The 19498-nt window shown below is 47.7% G+C and carries 16 protein-coding genes, 2 tRNA genes and 1 riboswitch; of the genes, 3 read left to right on the forward strand and 15 right to left on the reverse strand.

Annotated features, from left to right (window positions below; all coding sequences use genetic code 11):
• Positions 1–51: 51 nt before the first annotated feature.
• From ACUUHJ_RS23855 to ACUUHJ_RS23880, 6 genes are all read right to left on the reverse strand, one after another.
• Positions 52–3138 carry an ATP-binding protein gene (locus tag ACUUHJ_RS23855; protein ID WP_472300090.1) on the reverse strand — a complete coding sequence of 1029 codons (3087 nt, stop codon included), beginning with the start codon at positions 3136–3138 and terminating at the stop codon, positions 52–54.
• A gap of 129 nt (positions 3139–3267) precedes the next feature.
• The gene (locus ACUUHJ_RS23860) at positions 3268–3666 is read right to left on the reverse strand and encodes a 23S rRNA (pseudouridine(1915)-N(3))-methyltransferase RlmH (RefSeq protein ID WP_289674093.1); all 399 of its coding nucleotides are present in this window, start codon (positions 3664–3666) and stop codon (positions 3268–3270) included.
• A 150-nt stretch (positions 3667–3816) separates the two neighbouring features.
• Positions 3817–4932 carry a response regulator gene (locus ACUUHJ_RS23865; RefSeq protein ID WP_289674094.1) on the reverse strand — a complete coding sequence of 372 codons (1116 nt, stop codon included), beginning with the start codon at positions 4930–4932 and terminating at the stop codon, positions 3817–3819.
• A 127-nt stretch (positions 4933–5059) separates the two neighbouring features.
• Positions 5060–5142: transfer RNA gene (locus ACUUHJ_RS23870), tRNA-Leu, on the reverse strand.
• 17 nt (positions 5143–5159) lie between these two features.
• Positions 5160–5236, reverse strand: a tRNA-Pro gene (locus ACUUHJ_RS23875).
• A gap of 117 nt (positions 5237–5353) precedes the next feature.
• A complete protein-coding gene (locus tag ACUUHJ_RS23880) occupies positions 5354–5860 on the reverse strand; it encodes a hypothetical protein (protein WP_289674095.1) in 507 nt (168 codons plus the stop codon).
• Positions 5861–5995: 135 nt separating this feature from the next.
• Between ACUUHJ_RS23880 and ACUUHJ_RS23885 the strand changes: the two genes are divergently transcribed.
• From ACUUHJ_RS23885 to ACUUHJ_RS23895, 3 genes are all read left to right on the forward strand, one after another.
• Positions 5996–6220 carry a hypothetical protein gene (locus ACUUHJ_RS23885; protein WP_007722024.1) on the forward strand — a complete coding sequence of 75 codons (225 nt, stop codon included), beginning with the start codon at positions 5996–5998 and terminating at the stop codon, positions 6218–6220.
• Positions 6221–6286: 66 nt separating this feature from the next.
• The gene (fosB, locus tag ACUUHJ_RS23890) at positions 6287–6739 is read left to right on the forward strand and encodes a metallothiol transferase FosB (RefSeq protein WP_064201034.1); all 453 of its coding nucleotides are present in this window, start codon (positions 6287–6289) and stop codon (positions 6737–6739) included.
• Positions 6740–6893: 154 nt separating this feature from the next.
• Complete coding sequence (locus ACUUHJ_RS23895; RefSeq protein ID WP_472300091.1) at positions 6894–8615, forward strand: protoglobin domain-containing protein; 1722 nt, start codon at positions 6894–6896, stop codon at positions 8613–8615.
• Between the two features lie 5 nt (positions 8616–8620).
• Here ACUUHJ_RS23895 and ACUUHJ_RS23900 read toward each other — a convergent pair whose 3' ends face one another.
• The 9 genes from ACUUHJ_RS23900 to ACUUHJ_RS23940 all read right to left on the reverse strand — a co-directional run bounded on the left by ACUUHJ_RS23900 (position 8621) and on the right by ACUUHJ_RS23940 (position 19356).
• Positions 8621–9724 (reverse strand): chymotrypsin family serine protease, encoded by a 1104-nt coding sequence (locus ACUUHJ_RS23900; RefSeq protein WP_472300092.1) that lies wholly within the window; start codon positions 9722–9724, stop codon positions 8621–8623.
• A gap of 1726 nt (positions 9725–11450) precedes the next feature.
• Entirely contained in the window at positions 11451–12761 is a 1311-nt protein-coding gene (locus ACUUHJ_RS23905; RefSeq protein ID WP_016743145.1) for a nucleobase:cation symporter-2 family protein, read from the reverse strand.
• A gap of 32 nt (positions 12762–12793) precedes the next feature.
• Positions 12794–13384: a xanthine phosphoribosyltransferase gene (locus tag ACUUHJ_RS23910; protein ID WP_472300093.1), complete on the reverse strand. Its 591-nt coding sequence runs from the start codon at positions 13382–13384 to the stop codon at positions 12794–12796.
• Positions 13385–13614: 230 nt separating this feature from the next.
• Positions 13615–13716: riboswitch (purine riboswitch) on the reverse strand.
• A 132-nt stretch (positions 13717–13848) separates the two neighbouring features.
• Positions 13849–14934: a ribosome small subunit-dependent GTPase A gene (gene rsgA, locus ACUUHJ_RS23915; RefSeq protein ID WP_289674100.1), complete on the reverse strand. Its 1086-nt coding sequence runs from the start codon at positions 14932–14934 to the stop codon at positions 13849–13851.
• A 243-nt stretch (positions 14935–15177) separates the two neighbouring features.
• Positions 15178–15426, reverse strand: coding sequence for a hypothetical protein (locus tag ACUUHJ_RS23920; RefSeq protein WP_472300094.1), 249 nt, complete (start codon positions 15424–15426; stop codon positions 15178–15180).
• 97 nt (positions 15427–15523) lie between these two features.
• On the reverse strand, positions 15524–15745 hold the full coding sequence (locus tag ACUUHJ_RS23925; protein ID WP_289674102.1) for a WYL domain-containing protein: 222 nt from the start codon (positions 15743–15745) through the stop codon (positions 15524–15526).
• A 169-nt stretch (positions 15746–15914) separates the two neighbouring features.
• Positions 15915–17156 carry an MFS transporter gene (locus ACUUHJ_RS23930; protein ID WP_472300095.1) on the reverse strand — a complete coding sequence of 414 codons (1242 nt, stop codon included), beginning with the start codon at positions 17154–17156 and terminating at the stop codon, positions 15915–15917.
• A 275-nt stretch (positions 17157–17431) separates the two neighbouring features.
• Complete coding sequence (locus ACUUHJ_RS23935) at positions 17432–18055, reverse strand: YcnI family copper-binding membrane protein (RefSeq protein WP_087345986.1); 624 nt, start codon at positions 18053–18055, stop codon at positions 17432–17434.
• A 14-nt stretch (positions 18056–18069) separates the two neighbouring features.
• Positions 18070–19356, reverse strand: a complete 1287-nt coding sequence (locus tag ACUUHJ_RS23940; RefSeq protein ID WP_472300096.1) for a copper resistance CopC/CopD family protein — start codon at positions 19354–19356, stop codon at positions 18070–18072.
• Positions 19357–19498: the final 142 nt, after the last annotated feature.

Here is a 19498-nt window from a genome sequence, read left to right on the forward strand (position 1 = left end):
ATACTACGCTATTGTAGCAGGTACAAAAGGAAAAGACAGTAGGTACATGGATCAAGCATGCATCCCCTCTGGGGTAGGTATGTACATGACGACTTTGGTCCCTCTTCCTATTTCAGAGGTGATACTCAAGGTAGCACCAGGAATGGTATCCAATCGTCTGCGGATGTTTTGGATGCCGATGCTTCCTTTTGGATTCTCCCCTTTTGACATTTGGTACAAGAGATCATCTGCTATACCGACCCCGTCGTCTTCGATCGTGACCTTGATGTAATGACCTCCGTCCACAATGGTAAGCGTCACATGACCTTTTTCGTCCTTTTCGAACAATCCATGCCGGATCGCATTCTCTACGAACGGTTGAATGCTCAGGGAAGGAATCTCTTTTTCAAGAATACCTTCGTCTACGTGACATACAAAGTCGAAGCCTTCCCCAAAACGAGCCTTTTCGATCTCTACATAAGCATGGATGAGCTCCATTTCCCGAAATAACGGAACGAACAACGCCGTCCGATCCATATCCAAAATATAGCGCAAGTACTGACTGAGCATGGTGATGAGATACGCTGCCTTTTCTCCATCGGTATAACAGAAAGAAATGACACTGCTTAAAGCGTTATAGAGAAAATGCGGCTTAATTTGGGCCTGATGAAACGCATGTTCATTACGAATTGCTTCCCGAATGGAGGTCTTCATCGAGATCAGTGTCTGCACGCGGGCAATGAGTGTCTCCGCATCAAACGGTTTGGTCACATAGTCATTCGCCCCTGCTCTGTACCCGAGTGCAATGTCTTGCGGGGTATCTTTGACCGATGCAAACAGGATCGGCAAGTCAAGAATCGAATGCTGCGTTCGCAACAGCTGGCACAGCTCAATCCCCGATACTCCTGGCATCATCACATCCAAAATGACGAGATCAGGTTGTGGATGCTCCTTGATTTTCTTCATGGCTTCTTTTGCCGAAAAGGCCGAAATGACATTATAGCGGTGCTTGGAAAGGATGTTCAGCAAGGTGTATATGTTGGATGCCTCGTCATCGACAATCATGATGGTATATTGGTGATCACCACTAATGGTAAGAGGAATCTGCTCACTGGCCTCCCGATACCTCTCCTGAGCCGCTGCAGCAAGCTCCTGCTTGACCATCTGCTGATGTCCCGTCGCCAGCGTAAATGTCATACGGGTGCCTTTGCCAAGCTCCGAGCTCTCTACCCAAATTTCCCCTCCCATGAGTTCAACCAGCTTGCGATTAATGAATAAGCCTACACCCATGCCTGTATACCCATCCTGTGGCAATAGCTGGTCCACCTGCTCAAAGTAATCAAAAATGGCTTCATACTTATCCGGTGCAATCCCGATCCCCGTGTCCTCAACGGAAATACGAACCTGTCCCCCCGCCACGCCCGCCGTTACCTTAATCGAGCCTATGCTCGTATGCTTGATGGCATTGTGTACGAGATTATACATGATTTGACGAAGCCGATTCTCATCTGCATACACCCAAATGTTAGCCGGGACCTGATTTTTCAGCCGGACATCTTTTCCCAGCAGTTCGAATTGCAGAACGTCAAAGACAATTTGGGTGATAACCTTGATATCCACAATCGAGAAATGGAGGCGCAGCTCCCCGTGCTTCAGGCGGGTAACATCAAGTAAATCACCAACCAACATGGACAGCTTGATCGATGTGTCCTTGACGAGCCAAAGATTTTGTCTTTGGTTGGGAGACAACGCATTACTCTCATCTTCTAGTAAATGGGACGTAATATTGATAATCCCGTGAAGCGGTGTCTTCATCTCATGCGAAGTATGCGTCAGAAATTCATCTTTAATCTGATTGGAGATTTTTAGTTGATGGGATAGAATCTCTGTCTTTTCATAAGCATTCGTGAATCGAACGGCCAAAAGAATGTTGATGAAGGTAATGAAATAGAGGATGCCGATTTTTCCCGCAAGATCAGTGGGCACGATGTTCTCTGCGTATAAAAGACCGTCAATGAGACTGATCGACATGGAAATACTCGCCCCAATGAAAAGCAGCAGTTCTTTTCGGTCGGACGAGTCCCTTAGACTCTTTCCAGATAAATAAATCAGCCTACCCATTATGAAGAAATGAATGATTTGCACATAAATCAAGAGAGGCCCTTTCAGGTTCGTATAGAAGGAGTACGGCAAGACGAGAATGACAAGAATGTAGAGAAAAATGGGCGCTGTGAGCTTCACCAGCCAGTTGCGGGATAGAACCCTCGTATCGATGGAACAGAAAAATAGGGCGAGTAAGATTGAACTCGCAAATAGGGAGGCATCCTGTGCCTTGTACGCAACTGTGAAAGGAATCGAAGGAAAGAGCTGCAGCAGCACCTTCTCACCAAAAACCATATGATAAATACCAAGAAGAATCATATAGCTGCCGCTAAATAAATAGGTTTTCTCCCTCAAGCGGAGAAAATAAAAGCTAAGATGGTACGCAGCCATGATCCCCAGTGTTACGACAAAGGCGATATCTGTTCCGAGCAAGGTGCTGTTTAAAATGGCAATATCCTCATCCAAGCCCAATTGGATCGAGCTTGCAATCCCCCCGGTAAAAAACATGAAATTCGCCACTTGAATGACAATCTCCAGATCCTTGTCATCTGCGAAAAAAAACACGGTATATGGTGTATTCCCAGGTTGATGGGTTTCACTCACTACGGCAGGATGTCCACTCGCACCCGCCTCATTTCCGTTAAGGAATAATCGGTGGGACATCCGAATGCTCTTTGTTTTCAATCCGTAGATTTGCCCATCTTCTGGAAGCTTTACTTGTAATCGATAGGTTGCAGCACCTTTCCGGTCGATACTATCGATGACACTGTCTCCCTTCCACGTTCCAGGCACGACCAGATATGAGACATTTGCATGTTGGCCTCGTCGAAAATCCTCAGGTGAAAACAATTTTCCTGGATATACCTCCCATTCCCCATCTAAATTGACCGAGCCTTGGCTTTGAAAATCCCATCTCGACAAATCGAGTACTCCCCGCTTCGCCATAGGCATGTCCCGACTAGGAAAGGTTTGTATATAGATCCCGATAAATACCGCAATGGAAAGTAAAAAAACCAATCCAATCCCGGCAGGCATCAGGAAATTTCTTCGCTCCAAAAATGTATCCCCTTCCCCTACAGAGCTCGAATATGTCCGATCTTTTCGCTCTAAGAGTACCATTTCCCCCTCACAAAAATCTCGCAATGTTTTTACGTACAAGAAAAAAGGAGTCCCATGGATTCGAAACTACCCCAGCGGCTCTCCCAAGCTGATTCGCAACGCTCTGTACAAGCGTTCCAGCACGACCAAACGCGCCAACCGATAGGGATATGCTTTCTTTGGGAGTGCCAACCGCTCATTTGCCCTGAACAAAACTTCCTCTGATAACCCAGATGAGCCGCCAATGACAAAGAAAATCTCATTTTGACCCTGCGCCGACAAATCTTCCATTTGCACAGATAGTCGCTTTGGGGTCCACAGTTCTCCTTCTCCAGTGAGGGTGATCACATACTGTTCTTGTTTGACTTGCGCGAGAATTTTTTGTCCCTCCGACTGCCTCACTTGCTCAATTTCAGAGCTACTCATATTTTCCATTCGGTCGTCTTCTGGAATTTCGACGATATTCATTTTGCAATAGACGGCCAAACGTTCGCTGTATTATAGTGAACTGCATGAAACTCACCTTCTTCCTTTTTCTTGGAATGATAGCAATTCGTTCTCCCAAACTTCTCACATGATCGGAGTTCTATCATTACGAGGGCAAAAAAAAGACAGAAAGAATCATATCTTCCTGTCTCACTGTCCAATCACGCGTGTCACCCACTCGCTTATCTTCCGAGGCGGCTCCATGTCCCACTCTCGGCGATAGACATCAGCGAATTTGGCATAGTGCTGAACGATTTTCTGTTTTTGTTCGCCCCTCGCGTAAATATCCATCAAAGCGACATTCATTTCCTCGTGCAAAGGGTACACCGCCAAGTACTCTTCCAACCTTCGCACAGCCCTAGGTAACTCCTCTGAGGCAATGTCGAGCTCTACCAGTTTGTATACCAGCTCCGTATACTTTTTCCGATACCTTTCTTCCAGAGGGGCTTTCCATAAGAAATCCTTGCGATCAAAAAGGGACCCCTTGTACATTGCACACAAGTTTTCGGCTCTTCCTTCGCTTTGCCTATTCATTAACGAAGAGGGATCGAATTGCTGGAATGACAATAAATCGTACGTCTGATTCATCGGGTGAAATAGATAGCCTTCACCCGTTTTTTGTATATCGATACCGAGTTCTTGCTGCTTCATGATTTTTTTCAATCGGTACACGGTATTGTGCAGGTTATGCGTGGCTCTGCTCTCATCCATCTCCGGCCATAAAAGGTCAGTCAGATGCCACTTGCTGATATCCTCCTTGGGATGGCAGAGAAAGTAGGCAAACAGCTCCTCACTCTTTCTCGTTGGCCATCGAACGACTTCGCCTCCTGCATTACGCACGTCCAAGCCACCAAAGCATTGGATGAAGACATTCTTCATCGGTTGTTTGATCGGGGCAACCATTTGTAGCTGTTTGACTAATCGATTCGTCACTCGTTCAATGGCAGCAGGCGTAATTGGTTTTAAAATATAGTCAAACGCGTACACCTTAAACGCATCCAACGCGTACTGCTTATAGGCAGTCGTAAAAATAATTTTTGTGTGCTCAGACAACTCATTTATTTTGGAGCCTAGCTCGAGACCGTTCATTTTTGGCATTTCTACATCTAAGAACGCCACATCAGGGCACAGATCGGACAGACAAGCGAGAGCCTCTAGTGGATGTGTGAACGCTCCGACGATCGTATAGTGATCGTTTTCTCCGATTACATGCTTCATGAGATCAAGGATGGGTTTCTCATCTTCCACTATCATTACCTTAATCACTGTCGTCCTCTCCTTTGGCAGGCTTTGTTGTAGGAATAATGGACAATAATTGTATGAATAAAAAAAGTGAGAAACAGGCCTACTCACTGTTTCCCACCTTATAACGAAAACCATATGTATAGATTGCTGGTGCCGGTAGAGGGACTTGAACCCCCACGGTTTCCCTCACGATTTTGAGTCGCGCGCGTCTGCCAATTCCGCCATACCGGCCTATTCAAAAGAAAACATGGTCGGGAAGACAGGATTCGAACCTGCGACCCCTTGGTCCCAAGCCAAGTACTCTACCAAGCTGAGCTACTTCCCGATTGCCAACCATATCGGACCTTCTCTCATTCGACAATTTCCGATAAGCATCGCAACACTTACATACTATACAGGTAAATCGGACCAATAGCAATACCGGATTTTCTTTAGAATATAGTCATTTTTTCCTAGTATTTAACTTCGCTCTCCATGGTGTACAGATTTTCCCACATGGTATTTGTCGTTTCAAGATATCTTGCGGAAGGTTAAACGGATAGTCCAGCGGGTGACGCCCTACAACAATCCAGCGCCCATTCGAAAGCTTTTTCAACTGGTACACACGGAAAAATCGATCGCTTGGATCGAAGGCAAACCATACCACAAGCGTCGCACACCTGCTGCCCGCAGACAGGATCTGTGATTTTACAATCGGTGGAGCCCCTATCGTATCCCCTACCGGGATCGCGAGTCGTCCGTTTATTCGCCGCAAATCAAGATTGCCGATCACTCGATTTGCCAGACAAGGGGTCATGAATTTTTGCAGGAAACGGCGAATTTTCATCTTGGAATTGAACCGTTTTGGCAAAATGATTCCGCGATCCCCCACCCGCTTATCCGCTGAAAAGATAATCGTAAAGAATGCTTGCTCTGCCAATCGAATGACCTGCACCCATTGCTTTTTCATCTGACGTCCCTCCCCCTGTCAGACTATGCATCACGGGAGGAAAATGGTTGGACGCGTACCTATATACATAAACCGTTGCGTGCAGGGCAAATTAATACGGTGTTCTGATCACCCAAAACCGCAGGAGGTATAGCAATGCCTAGCCAAATTAACACGGACTCGCTTAAAAAAGCAGAGGTAGCCACCACGCTGGCAAAAAATATGATTACGCAAGCAATCGAGCAATCTGCAGCCAATCCACAGCTCGCCGAAGAAGCCTTGAAGCAAGCGTCTCAGGAAATTGCCCAAGCGCAAACGATGGTGTCCCAAGTCCAATCAACGCTGCAAACCCAAGCGCAAGCTCAACAAAGTCAATCCTAACCAGATGGCAGGCAGACCCGGATTGGACTGGTGGTTTGCCTGTTTTCCCCATACAATAGTAATTAGATGATTGCTAAAAAGGTGGGGGACATATTGCCGCAACTTCAAGGATTAAATCATTTGCTTTTCTCTGTCTCAGATCTGGAGAAATCTTTTTGTTTTTACCGGGATGTCCTGCATGCCAAACCACTTGTACGAGGTCGCAAGCTGGCTTACTTTGACTTAAATGGCTACTGGTTGGCGCTGAATGAGGAGCCCGACATCCCACGCAATGAAATTGCTCACTCCTATACACACATGGCCTTCACTATTACAGAAGAGTCATTTGATGAGTGGTATGCTCACTTGGAAAAGCATGGCGTTACCATTTTGCATGGACGGGATCGCTCAGAGCGGGATAAGCGCTCCATTTATTTCACCGACCCTGATGGGCATAAGTTCGAATTACATACAGGCACTCTCCAGGACCGCCTCGCCTATTACCGGGACGAAAAGCATCACATGACCTTTTTTGAATAATGGATGACGTTGCCCATTTTTTAATATACTTTTCACAAAATCACAATAGTTCCAAAGATTCAACTCCATTCATGAATGCTATAATCTAAAAAGCACTTATGGCCTATTCTTTTGATGAATAGGCCCGTTTTCCGTAAAAATATGGAGGGATTTTATGTTTGGTAAGCGTGGCGCTCAAACCGTTACCACCTCAATTCAAAAAAGCGATGTCCAAATGCCCGATCAGCTACAGGGAAAAGTTCATTTTTTGCAAATGAATCAAACAGACCTTGATCGGCTGAAACAAATTGAACCACTCCTAACAGAACACCTAGAGGCCATTACAGAGCGTCATTACCACATGCTTCACCAATACTCCAATCTTATGCAGATCATCGAAATGCATACGACGGTTGATCGATTGGCCGTATCCTTTCGTCACTATTTGCAATCGCTTCCACATGCCAAGCTAGACGACGCCTATGTAGCCGGGCGTAAGAAAATCGGAGAGGTCCATAGCAAAATTGGACTTGCGCCAGAATGGTATACGGGCTCTTATTTGCGGGTTTATGAATATTTGATTCCCGCTATCGTCAATACCTATTCAAAACGTCCCCAGGAATTATCTTCTGTCCTGTTGGCGCTCCTGAAGATCATCACGCTTGATTCGCAAATCGTCCTCCAATCGTATCAGGAGGACAATGATTACAAAGTCATTGATCGCCTGGGCGAAGTTCTGGAATTAGTGATTCAGATGGATAAATTCAAGCATGTGCTGGACACGCTTGAGGATACGACTGAGGAAGCTGGCAATGTGGGATCTGCTGCTGAGCAGCTAAGCGAGTCTGTGCAAAAAGTGGCTCAATCAGCCGTCTCTGTCGCAGAGAGTGCTTCCACGACAATCGAGCAAGCGACGATGGGCAAGGATATTATCCAAGATTCATTAACCAGCTTTCTTACCATGGCAGATGAATTCCAAGAAATGCAAGCAAAAACGTCGCAATTAATGACATCCATTGCAGAAGTTTCTCAGGTCGTCCAAGTCATCCGCAATATTGCCGATCAAACCAATCTTCTTGCATTGAATGCGTCGATTGAGGCAGCGCGTGCCAACGAACACGGGCGAGGCTTTGCTATCGTGGCAGATGAAGTACGAAAGCTCGCCGAGCAGACCAAGCAATCCGTTCAAAGCATTACTGTGACAATCAACAATGTTCAGAATGAAGCTGTCCAAGTAAAAGAAACGGCCACTCTCATGAGCGACCATTTTAACGATAAAGTGATTCAGACACGCGATGCCATTGGGATATTAGGAGATATTGTGCAAAATATTGAGACTGTCGGGCATTCCACCGGACACATCGCCGCATTGGCACAAGAGCAGTCTGCTGCCACAGATGACATTTCCATGCGCATATCCCAAGTCCTGACGAATATGGAGCAGGTCGCTTCGCACGTCTCGAATGTAGGTAAAAACGTCTATAATGTTGGGGCTGGCATTAACAGCCTACACAAGCTGAGCATCACACAAACGAGCCACTTTAAGACCAAGCATTACTTGCGAATCGTCAAAACCGACCATCTCTTATGGAAATGGTGGCTGTACAACTTCATGCTTGGGTATCACCACATTGATGAAAAAGAACTCGTGGACCATCATCAATGCCGCTTGGGGATTTGGTATGACGAGGCCCTGAACAATCCATCCTTGAGCACCTTGCCCTCTTTCAAGCAACTAGAAGCGCCTCATCGCCAGTTCCACGAAACGGTTCGGCGGATTTACCACCTCGTCAAGCAAGGAAAATTAGAGGAAGCAGAAGCTACGTTTGATACGCTAGAAGATATCTCACAACGCATTCTCAACGTACTGGATCAGCTCGCCAAAGAAGTATCCTAATGCTATTATCTACTTTTCTTTCGCTTGCCCGGCTGCCTTTTGGAGGCAGCTTTTTTTGTTTGGACACGATTTAACTCTGCGGGAGATAGCGGTCTAGTACGGGTGTTAGTTCGCCCGACCCTTTTTGCTTTGGCAATTGACGTGCTGGCCCTCCCTGTTGCTCTTGCTATCCCAACACCAAACGCTTGCAATGCCCAGACAACCGGATACGAAATGGAGAGCCTCCCATTGGCTGAACCAGCAAAATTCACAGCCGCCGCGTAATTGCCCGCAGTCAGCCAAACGGAGCCGGAATCTCCCGGCAAGGAGATGGGAACCGTACTTCTGATGACCGTCTGGTTCTGAAAACGAATGGTCCCCAGTCCTCCGTAGTTCCCGTAACTGACATCAATATCGGTGTGGATCGATTCGACCGTTCCCCATGCCAGCCCCGATGAACGGCCCACCTTTTTCAATCTGCGCCCGATACCATACGAGCGAATCACGCCTGGTACTCTGCCCACGGTTGCATAACGAGGGGCAAGGAGTCGATTGGAAGTAGGGATGCTAAGGGCTGCATCCATTCGATTACCTGCATTTCTCCGAAGTCGAACATACCGATACAAGCGTCCGATTCGATCTCTTCCCGAACGACCACCGTCGGCTCCACCTGGCTGGATTGTCTCGGTATAGCCGCTCGTATTGTTACGATTCAGGACGTGATTGTTGCTCAACACAAACCGTTGGCCTCCTCGGGCAACGATTAACCCAGCCGTTCCGGATGCCCCTGGATAGCCGATGCTATATCCAGCGATCACAGGTCTGATTCTGCTGCGATAATTCGTTGCAGAAGGACGTACAGCAGGATGACAATGGCACCGTCCAGAGGTTACGGTTCGAACAGGAACCGATACATGGGCTGTCGCCACCTGTCTTTTGACAAGGACGCAACTCGGGCAGCTCTTCTTCACGGCGGCACTTGCATTGACGGTATACATCACAATGCAGGCGCCGCCTTTTTTGTTTTTACCGTTTGCGTAGCCAATCCCGATGCCAATTACGCCCGGCATCCGCTTCCACCTTTTGACCAAATGCTTCTTGGCCAGGAGCGCTTCCTGAAAGGTTGCCATGGCACCCCTTCCTTTCTGGCGGTAGTTTGTTTTACATGGTCATCGTATGTAAAACTTGGCCAGCACTGTTGGACGCTTGTCATTGCGGGGAAGCCTTTTTTGCGTATTTGAAAAAGTACGTTATTCCAGCTGTAGTGCCGGGGAGGAAACAGGAGAAAACACTCAGATTCTAGGGCCACCCGCTGGGGGATTGACTGCCCGGCTCCATGAAAAAAAGCGAAACCCGCGTCCAAAGTCGTCCATTCAGGGGGTGTCTCAGAGGTGGACGCTAAGGGCTTGTTTCTCTTTTTTTCATTGCGCCTCGGTCGGCGTCCCTAAGATCTTCGCTGTTTTCTCCTGTTTCCTCTACGAGCTTTCCATGCTATAACGAGTTTTAAAAATCTTAAAAGAATGAAGAATGTAGTCAGTTACGCCAGAGAAGAATATTTCCAGACGTAGCGACTTGTGGAGTCCTACTTAGCGGAGAAGGGATTCGCGGGCAACAGAAACGCAACCGTGCCCGTGCGGCGTAGCGGCTACCACTTTTGCGTTTCCCCGCGAATTCCTTCGGAGCGGACAGTCCCACCCTCAGCAGGACGGAGCACTGAGCCTAGACTGGAAATATTCTTCTCCCCACCGCAGCCACATACATAGAAACTCAAGTACGTTGCTGTAGTGCCGGGGAGGAAACAGGAGAAAACACTCAGATTCTAGGGCCACCCGCTGAGGGATTGACTGCCCGGCTCCATGAAAAAAAGCGAAACCCGCGTCCAAAGTCGTCCATTCAGGGGGGTGTCTCAGAGGTGGACGCTAAGGGCTTGTTTCTCTTTTTTTCATTGCGCCTCGGTCGGTGTCCCTAAGATCTTCGCTTTTTTCTCCTGTTTCCTCTACGAACTTTTCGTGTTTACCGATCTTTTAACGACTTAAAAGATTGAAGAATGTGATCAGTTACGACAGAGAAGAATATTTCCAGACGTAGCGACTTGTGGAGTCCTACTTAGCGGAGAAGGGATTCGCGGGCAACAGAAACGCAACCGTGCCCGTGCGGCGTAGCGGCTACCACTTTTGCGTTTCCCCGCGAATTCCTTCGGAGCGGACAGTCCCACCCTCAGCAGGACGGAGCACTGAGCCTAGACTGGAAATATTCTTCTCCCCACCGCAGCCACATACATAGAAACTCAAGTACGTTGCTGTAGTGCCGGGGAGGAAACAGGAGAAAACACTCAGATTCTAGGGCCACCCGCTGGGGGATTGACTGTCCGGCTCCATGAAAAAAAGCGAAACCCGCGTCCAAAGTTGTCCATTCTGGGAGCGTCTCAGAGGTGGACGCTAAGGGCTTGTTTCTCTTTTTTTCATTGCGCCTCGGGCGGTGTCCCTAAGATCTTCGCTGTTTTCTCCTGTTTCCTCTACGAGCTTTTCGTTTGATCCGATTTTTTAATGCCTAAAAAGATGGAAGAATGTAATCAGTTACGACAGAGAAGAATATTTCCAGACGTAGCGACTTGTGGAGTCCTACTTAGCGGAGAAGGGATTCGCGGGCAACAGAAACGCAACCGTGCCCGTGCTACGAAGCGGCTACCACTTTTGCGTTTCCCCGCGAATCCCTTCGGAGCGGACAGTCCCACCCTCAGCGGGACGGAGCACTGAGCCTAGACTGGAAATATTCTTCTCCCCACCGCAGCCTCATAATAGAAAAAACCGCCACCTACTGTCTAACCAGGAAACGACGGTTCATGATCTGCTAATGTTAAGACGCTTCCGAAACAGTTACATTTGCCGGAGCAGTCTGAGATGCTTTTTTATTCGTATGAACAAGCAAGATATTCAAGATGACTGCCGTCAAAGAACCTGTCACGATACCATTTTGCAGCATCATTTTTGCCAACGTAGGTAATTGATCAAACATCGTCGGAACCGCAGCGGAGCCTAGTCCAACAGCGATACTGCAAGCAGCGATCAGCAGATTTTCGTTTTTGCTCAGGTCAACCTGCGAAAGAATATTGATACCTGATGCAACAACCATCCCGAACATAGCGATCATCGCCCCACCCAATACCGCGTTAGGAATGACCGTTGTCAAAGCAGCCAGCTTTGGCAGTAATCCGAGAACGACCAGGATTCCACCGGCACCAATCATCACATCGCGTGATTTAATGCCAGTCAAGGAAACCAAACCGACGTTTTGTGAAAAAGCCGTGTAAGGGAATGCGTTGAAAATGCCACCGAGTACGATTGCGACCCCTTCTCCGCGCAATCCTTTGACAACATCTTGATCCGTCACTTTTGTATTGGTCACTTTACCGAGTGCAAAGTAAACACCAGTGGACTCAGCCATGCTAATGATGTTGACGAGAATCATGGTAACGATCGCCACAATGCTGAACTGTGGTGTACCGAAGTAAAACGGTTCAACCACGCTAAACCAAGAGGCTTCCGCAACATTCGCGAAGCTGACCATCCCCATCGTGTAAGCGACAGCCGTACCGACAATCAAGCCGAGCAGAACAGAAATTGCACGAATAAATCCGGTAAAGAAACGATTAATAAGCAAAATGATAACCAACGTTCCTAAAGCCAAAAGCAAATTGTGCGGTTGTCCAAAGTCCGGCATGCCTTGTCCGCCAGCCGCGTTGTTCATCGCAACGGGAATGAGTGACAATCCAATGATCGTAACAACTGAACCTTGTACCACGGTTGGGAAAAAGCGTAGCAACTTGCCAAACAGTGGGGCTGCCAAGACAACGAATATACCCGATATGATGATGGCACCGTAAGCGGTCGCTAGATTACTCGTAGAAGCAATCGCAATGATCGGTCCTACTGCTGTAAACGTACAGCCTAGCACAACAGGAAGGCGAATCCCCGTATAACGTGTGCCAAGGACTTGCAAGAGCGTCGCGATTCCGCATGTGAAAAGGTCAGCAGCAATCAAATAAGCGATTTGCGTAGGAGTCAGATTCAAAGCACCACCGATAATCAACGGTACGACGACGGCTCCTGCATACATGGCAAGAATGTGCTGTAAGCCCAAAGTAACAATTTTATGTTTGGCTAGCATGAATGAACCCTTACCTCCTATTGATTTTTTGATTATACGCGAGCAGGCTCTTCTTCAATAAAATGAATGCCTTCTGGTGACATCGATTCAATACGTGCCAATGATTCGATTCGTACGCCAGCTTGCTCCAAGAGACCGCGGCCCTCCTGGAAGCTTTTTTCAATAACAGCGCCAACTCCTACGAGATGAGCACCGGCATCTTTGACAATATTCGTAACCCCTACCAGAGCAGCTCCCGTAGCCAAGAAATCATCGACAATCAATACGCGGTCTTCTTTGGACAAATACTGACGGGAAACACTGATTTGATACGTTTCCTGACGGGTAAAGGAATGAACTGGAGCAGAATATACTTCCTCTGTCAGCGTGACAGCTTTTTTCTTTTTCGCATAAATAAAGGGAACACCCAAAGCAAAGGAAGTTGCCATAGCAAAATGAATTCCACTTGCCTCAATCGTCACGACTTTTGTAATGTTTTCACCAGCGAACAACTCGGCAAAGCGTTGCCCGATCTTCATCGTCAATTGCGAATCTACCTGGTGGTTCAAAAACGCATCCACCTTCAAAACGGATGCCGACAGTACCTTGCCATCCTGTACGATGCGCTCTTGTAATTCTTTCATCAATTCTTCCTCCTCAGATATGGTTCCGGCCATTTTTACTTGCGGCCTGCTGAAATATAGAAAGCCCAGAGTGGACAGTGTCACAAGCGGGCTACGTAACGAACCAACGCCAAGTGAAACTGTCCCTCTGGGCTTTTATCCCTTAGGTGTGACACATCATTCGTGCCTGCGCCACTCGGACCAGCTTTCTTTCAACCCTATGATTGAAATAGGAAAGAAAGAGACGGAACCCTAGACGCACTTTCACTCGTAGTCAGGTGATTTACGGTCACCTGGTAGAAACGGTTGGGCCTTATTCCCAAAATTATACGAGCTACCTATCTTTTTCGAAGTGTAATAACGAGTATTGACCAAATCTATCATAACTCCAGCGTTGTGAGCAAGCGTTAATTTCTGAAAGGAAAAGGAAGCGCTTACTTGCCCAACTAAAGGAAAGAGCCCTGATTTCTCAAGGGCTCACGTACTTATCTTTTTGGTTTTTTCTCCCGCATTTGAACGTTGAGCTTCTTCCATTTATCCCTTTCAGCAGCAGCAAGCCTTGCGTCTTCTTTGCGTGCCAGATGTGCCAATTCGCGTTGGAGCTTTAGGTAACTGTCAAAGCGTGCCTTTTCCAATGATCCATCATTGATGGCAGCTTGAACAGCACAGCCGGGCTCGCGCATATGCTTGCAATCGTTGAAACGGCATGTTTCCGCAATGGACTCGATATCGTCAAAGGCACCGCGGAAGCCCTCATCTGCCTCCCAGAGCTGGAGTTCCCTCATGCCCGGTGTATCGATCATGAGAGCACCACTCGGCAATCGGAACAGTTCGCGATGAGTCGTCGTATGGCGGCCACGGTCATCCCCTTCACGCACGCCACTGACTTTTTGCATCTCCGCTCCGCTCAATTTATTGATCAACGTGGATTTGCCAACACCAGAGGAACCCATCAAGGCAATCGTCTGGCCCTCGCCCAGATACGGTGCGAGCTGATCCAGTCCTTCTCCCTGCTCAGCACTGACTACATGAACAGGCACTCCGATCGCGACTGATTCTATCTCTGCCATACATGCATCCAGATCGTCACACAAATCTGCTTTGGAAAGCACAATCACCGGATTGGCTCCACTTTCCCACGCAAGAATGAGATAACGTTCAATCCTGCGCAAATTTAAATCATTATTTAAGGAATTCACGAGGAAAACCGTATCGACGTTCGCAGCCACAATCTGCTCTTCCACTGTATCCCCAGCTACCTTGCGGGAAAACTTGCTTTTACGTGGAAGAAGTCCGTGGATCGAGGCTTTCATTTCCTCTGGGCGGGCACTGATCACTACCCAGTCCCCGACAGCCGGAAAATCTTCTCGTCCGGTTGCCTCATAACGAAGCTTACCTGTTACCTCGCCTAGGAGCTCGCCATGCTCACTCCACAGACGATAAATGCGTTTATGTTCAAGTGTGATACGTCCCACACTGAAGCCTTGCTCAGCATAAGGGGTAAAATGATTAGCAAAATACTCATTCCAGCCCATAGATTGCAATACTTGTTGATTGGTTGTTTGATTCACTGCGGATTCCCCCTGCAATTGGTTAGATATATGGCTATCAGCCAGAACCAGTCACAGTCGAATCCTCATTTGGTGAACGATATTACTGTTCGCTTGAAAGGAGGATTCCCGTGACCCCGACTACGACACTCTGAACAAAATTGATGGCTACCATAAAACATCTCTCCTTTAGCAAACCTACCATTCAGGTTTGGAATCATATTTCCCAATTATTGTACCATAATGAAACAAAATGCAACAGCGTCAATCTCCCCCGCCGCCGCCTCCGCTGTCTCCACCACTACCGCTATCGCTTCCGCTGTCATAGCTATCCCAACGATCATTTGAATCGTGACTTCGATGATGGTGATTGTGAGAGCTGTCTACATAGAAGGCTCCGCCCCCGCTGTCTGAAGAGGAATGAGAGCGCCCACTTCCGCCTTTTGCAGCTTTGGACGCTAAGACAAATACTACGATCAAGAACATGATGACGATGACAATGAAGAACTCCATTGTTGTCCCCGCCCTTCCTCTTTTTTGAAGTTGTTTACCTATTTAGTATAACATAGTATGACTGGAATAGGCTGGGGGCATGGAGGATGATTCCTTTTTATCCGGCAAAATACCCTGACGCAGGTGCGATCGCCAAAATGTTTTCCAACACAAATACACGATACGCCTTTCTCCTATAACAGTATGCTTTCAAGCTCCCTTTGTTCCCATCGATATGAACCACACGAATCGTACGCCTGCTAGCCTCTCCATCCTTCTTCAAATAGATGATCTCCACTGCTTGCTGCCTCGCTGCGTACCTTCTCAACTCCTGAATCATCAGGCTGTCACCACCACAAAATGTGTCTTCTTATTGTTGAGATCATCATACCAAAAGAGAACGTTTGTTCGCAAGTTTTGATTGCAAAAACCAACGATTGCCTCAACAAAAAAGCATGCGCCCTAAAAAATGGACACATGCCTTTTGCTTGTTACACTGTGTATGTGAATCAGCGCCTTCTAAGCGCACGTCCGAACACAATCAGAATCGGTGCCAACAAGATCGCCGCCGCAACGAGCGAAGCGCGAATCGAAAAACGCGTCCCAATCCATCCGACAGCCGGACCACCTGCCGTTTGTCCCAGAGCATTGGACTGGCCCATCATCGACAAAACCGTCGCTCGCACATTGCTTTCAATGTTTACATTCAGCCACGTATCATACAGCGGACTGCTCAATGACTGGATCACACCGATCAACAGCAATGCAACTAATGCCCAGCTAAAGCTAGGAGAAAAGGCAAAAGCTATCATTACTGCAATTTTGAGCCCCGTCAACGTGAACATGCCTACAAGGACAACCCGCTCATTGTTCACATCCAGCCTTTTTTCCACAACGCCTACTACGATGAGGCTGAGCAAGCTTGCGAGTGCGGCAATGATCCCGAACCACATGGGCATCGAAATAGCAGCGAGCTCTGGAAAACCAATTTCTGCGATCAAATGCGCTTCCCACAAACGGTCATACCCTTCTGAGGCTGCACCCGTAAATAGCGTCACGAACAAGATCAGCATGAGAATCGGCTGACTGCGAATCACTTTGGCACCCGAAGTCCACGTCTGAATCATTTCCTTCACGTGGGAAGCACCTTGCTCACGTTCACGAGGAATAAATCCGGTCTCCTTCATGAACAGAATCAGAAAGACACCAAGCCCCAGATACATGAGGCCACCTATGAGGAAAGGTAAATTAGGAGCGAGTGTTGCCAATGCCACACTAAGTGCAATCCCGAGCAGATTCCCAAACAAGGAGTAGCGCTTGGCCTTCATGAAAATCGTACCGATCTTCTCTTCCCCGACCTCATCCACAATCCATGCAGTATCCGCTCCACTAATAAATGTATACCCAAGACCACTGACGACTTGCGAAAACAGCACCAAACCGAAGACAGAAATCATCGGTACCCAAGCATCAAGCGCGGGAACGATCCCCTGCATCGCAAATCCGATTCCTAGAAAAAACATCCCGAGAATGACGGAGCGACGGCGACTGTACGTATCCGCCACTACTCCCGTTATCCCTTCAAGCACCAACACGGATAACTCCAATACCGTCCCGATCACTAGCAATTCAAACGGATTAAAGCCCAGTGTCACAATGTAGTAAAGCGCATAGGTCGTGAACATGGTCGTATTGGCCAGGGAGGTCAAAAAACTTTTGATCATATATACTTTTGTCGCATTCATGAACATGGAAGCAGTATCCACCTTTTTTTAGGCAGATGACGCGTTCCGTTTTCACATACTGATCGTACCTCTACAATCCTCTACTGTGCAAAATGCGTCCGCGTCATGCTGCCGTTCGTATTTTTCCTTCCGTGTACTTGCTTGCTCTGAATAGTGTTTTTAACATGTGATATACACCTCCGAAAGTAATTACAGCTATTATAGAATGTTTTTAATTGCCACACAATGGAAAAAGCCGTGCAGCATGATTGGACACACTGCACAGCTTCATTAGGAAGTACTTACGCTTTTTTTCTAAACAGGCCAACGATAGAGATCAGCAACGCCAAACCAGAAAGTACCAATGGCAAGGTATTGTTGCTGCCTGCACCAGCCGCTTCTCCAGCAGGAGCGGTTGTCGGCTTTTGTTCTTGTCCATGCTCATGCCCTGCTTCGCCTACACCAGCCTTAATGGTAGTGACAGACGCTGGCGTGTTGGAATCCTTGTCCCCTGTCCATTCCACAACCTCGCCATTTGCATAGGTCTGATAAGCCTTCCAAGCCAATTGGCCCTCTTCTTTTGGGTTTGCCCCGACAAACGTGAACTCTTGGAACTCATGCGCCTTGATTCCGCCTTCTGTGGCTGTCCACACAAGTGCTGTGTTCACACCGTCTTTATCTTTCTCGAACTCGTAGGACCAGCCCGGAATCGGTTGCACGGAATTTACCTTCACACCAGCCGGGAATTCCACCTTTACTTTTGTCGTGTTGACGTCTTTTTCAACTGGGACACGCACGGTGTATTTTTCATAGGAGCCTGTAGTAGTCTCTTTCGGATAGACGTTCACATGTGCTTGTGCTGCTGTCGCCAACGTCAAAACTGCACCTGCTACCAGTACACTACTCATCCATTTTTTCATTTTCATCAGATAAATCCTCCCTAGTTGGAATCTGTTTGAATTACGGCTTGATTATTTGTCGTCGCAGTCGGGTAGTTGATTTGGCTCATCCAAAGTCCGGCCAGAATAGCGATAATCCCGAATACAATCTCCCAACGCAAGTAAGCGGGCTTCAAGGAATTTTTCGTCCGCCAGCGTCTGGTTTGCCTAAAGGCCAGAAGAAGCATGAGGCAGACACTTGCTATTTTTCCGTATAACAGATAACTCCATGCTGTTGCACTCTGGATAATATTCATGACATCCGTCTGCACGATGAGCATGACAACGCCCGTCACGACGGCAAGCACTGCCGCCACCGCAACTGTCTGCAAAAAGAACTTCTTGAACGACTCCTGTCCTCGTTCAACCGCTTTGACTGTAAGTAACAAGTAGACAAGTGCCCCCATCCACACAGCGACCGTCAAAACATGCAACAGTCTCAGCAAAATGGACAGCCAGACAGGAGCAATGCCCCATGCATGACCGCCAAAAGCTTGCGCGCAGATCAATAGAACCCAAATTCCCACATACCAGCCAGACACCATATTGGGGATCGCAATCAATAACAATAGGGCAAAGGACGCCAGCAGCATGATCGCAAATGGAGACTGACTGAGCAAGTTCCCGTCCATCTGCCACAGTGCTTGCGTGAGTGATACAGTGGTTAACGATTCGTCGTACAGGAACCACAAAAATATAAGTCCAATGATCGCCAAACTCCAGCCGATTTGTCTGCCAATCCCGATGAGCTGGGCAAGCGAAGGCAAACCATGACGCTGTGCTGCCCACGCTACCAGGTACAACCCGCCACCGACGAGAATAATTCCTTGCGCCAAATAGCGGTACATGATCAAGTAGCTTGAATCTGCTTTTTGCTCATTTGGGGGAACCACCACTGCACTTTTTTGTCCGATGGAAAACGTGAGCTTCTCTGAGATCGGATGCCCGTCCTCGGAAACGACCGTCACGATAACCGAATAAGTCCCCTCAGCCAAATCGCTCGGCAAATTCGCATTCAACTGTGAGGCATCACCCGGCTGCAATGTCGGCCGCTCCAGTTTTATTTCCTTGCCATTCCAATCAAATAAACGCACGTTAACAAGATCCGGCTCCAAAGTTTCGGTAAACCGCGCAGATATTTGTCCTGGATTCGCCTTCAGTACCTCACCATCTTGTGGGGAGCTGCTCATTAAGCCAGCGTGGGCGTAAGCAGTTGTCATACCCGTTGTCAGTACAAGTAAGAAGGCGAGCAAAAACATAACCGTATATTGTCTGATGTTGTATGTCACCCTGTCACCTGCTTCCTTATTTCGTCCTTAATCCTATCAGATTAGTACGAGACTCTATATGGCTCCATCGGGCTATCTGTTGTGGCAAAGTGTTGAAAACAAAAAAAGGCATGAACGGAAATTCTGTCCGATCCGTGCCTTT

Source organism: Brevibacillus schisleri, assembly GCF_055685845.1.

What these genes read in the sequence shown, in the direction of transcription:
- ACUUHJ_RS23880 (WP_289674095.1), bottom strand. Translation starts at nt 5,860, where the DNA reads ATGAAAAAGCAATGGGTGCAGGTCATTCGATTGGCAGAGCAAGCATTC.
- ACUUHJ_RS23885 (WP_007722024.1), top strand. Translation starts at nt 5,996, where the DNA reads ATGCCTAGCCAAATTAACACGGACTCGCTTAAAAAAGCAGAGGTAGCC.
- fosB (WP_064201034.1), top strand. Translation starts at nt 6,287, where the DNA reads ATGATTGCTAAAAAGGTGGGGGACATATTGCCGCAACTTCAAGGATTA.
- ACUUHJ_RS23895 (WP_472300091.1), top strand. Translation starts at nt 6,894, where the DNA reads ATGTTTGGTAAGCGTGGCGCTCAAACCGTTACCACCTCAATTCAAAAA.
- ACUUHJ_RS23900 (WP_472300092.1), bottom strand. Translation starts at nt 9,724, where the DNA reads ATGGCAACCTTTCAGGAAGCGCTCCTGGCCAAGAAGCATTTGGTCAAA.
- ACUUHJ_RS23905 (WP_016743145.1), bottom strand. Translation starts at nt 12,761, where the DNA reads ATGCTAGCCAAACATAAAATTGTTACTTTGGGCTTACAGCACATTCTT.
- ACUUHJ_RS23910 (WP_472300093.1), bottom strand. Translation starts at nt 13,384, where the DNA reads ATGAAAGAATTACAAGAGCGCATCGTACAGGATGGCAAGGTACTGTCG.
- ACUUHJ_RS23920 (WP_472300094.1), bottom strand. Translation starts at nt 15,426, where the DNA reads ATGGAGTTCTTCATTGTCATCGTCATCATGTTCTTGATCGTAGTATTT.
- ACUUHJ_RS23925 (WP_289674102.1), bottom strand. Translation starts at nt 15,745, where the DNA reads ATGATTCAGGAGTTGAGAAGGTACGCAGCGAGGCAGCAAGCAGTGGAG.
- ACUUHJ_RS23930 (WP_472300095.1), bottom strand. Translation starts at nt 17,156, where the DNA reads ATGTTCATGAATGCGACAAAAGTATATATGATCAAAAGTTTTTTGACC.
- ACUUHJ_RS23935 (WP_087345986.1), bottom strand. Translation starts at nt 18,055, where the DNA reads ATGAAAATGAAAAAATGGATGAGTAGTGTACTGGTAGCAGGTGCAGTT.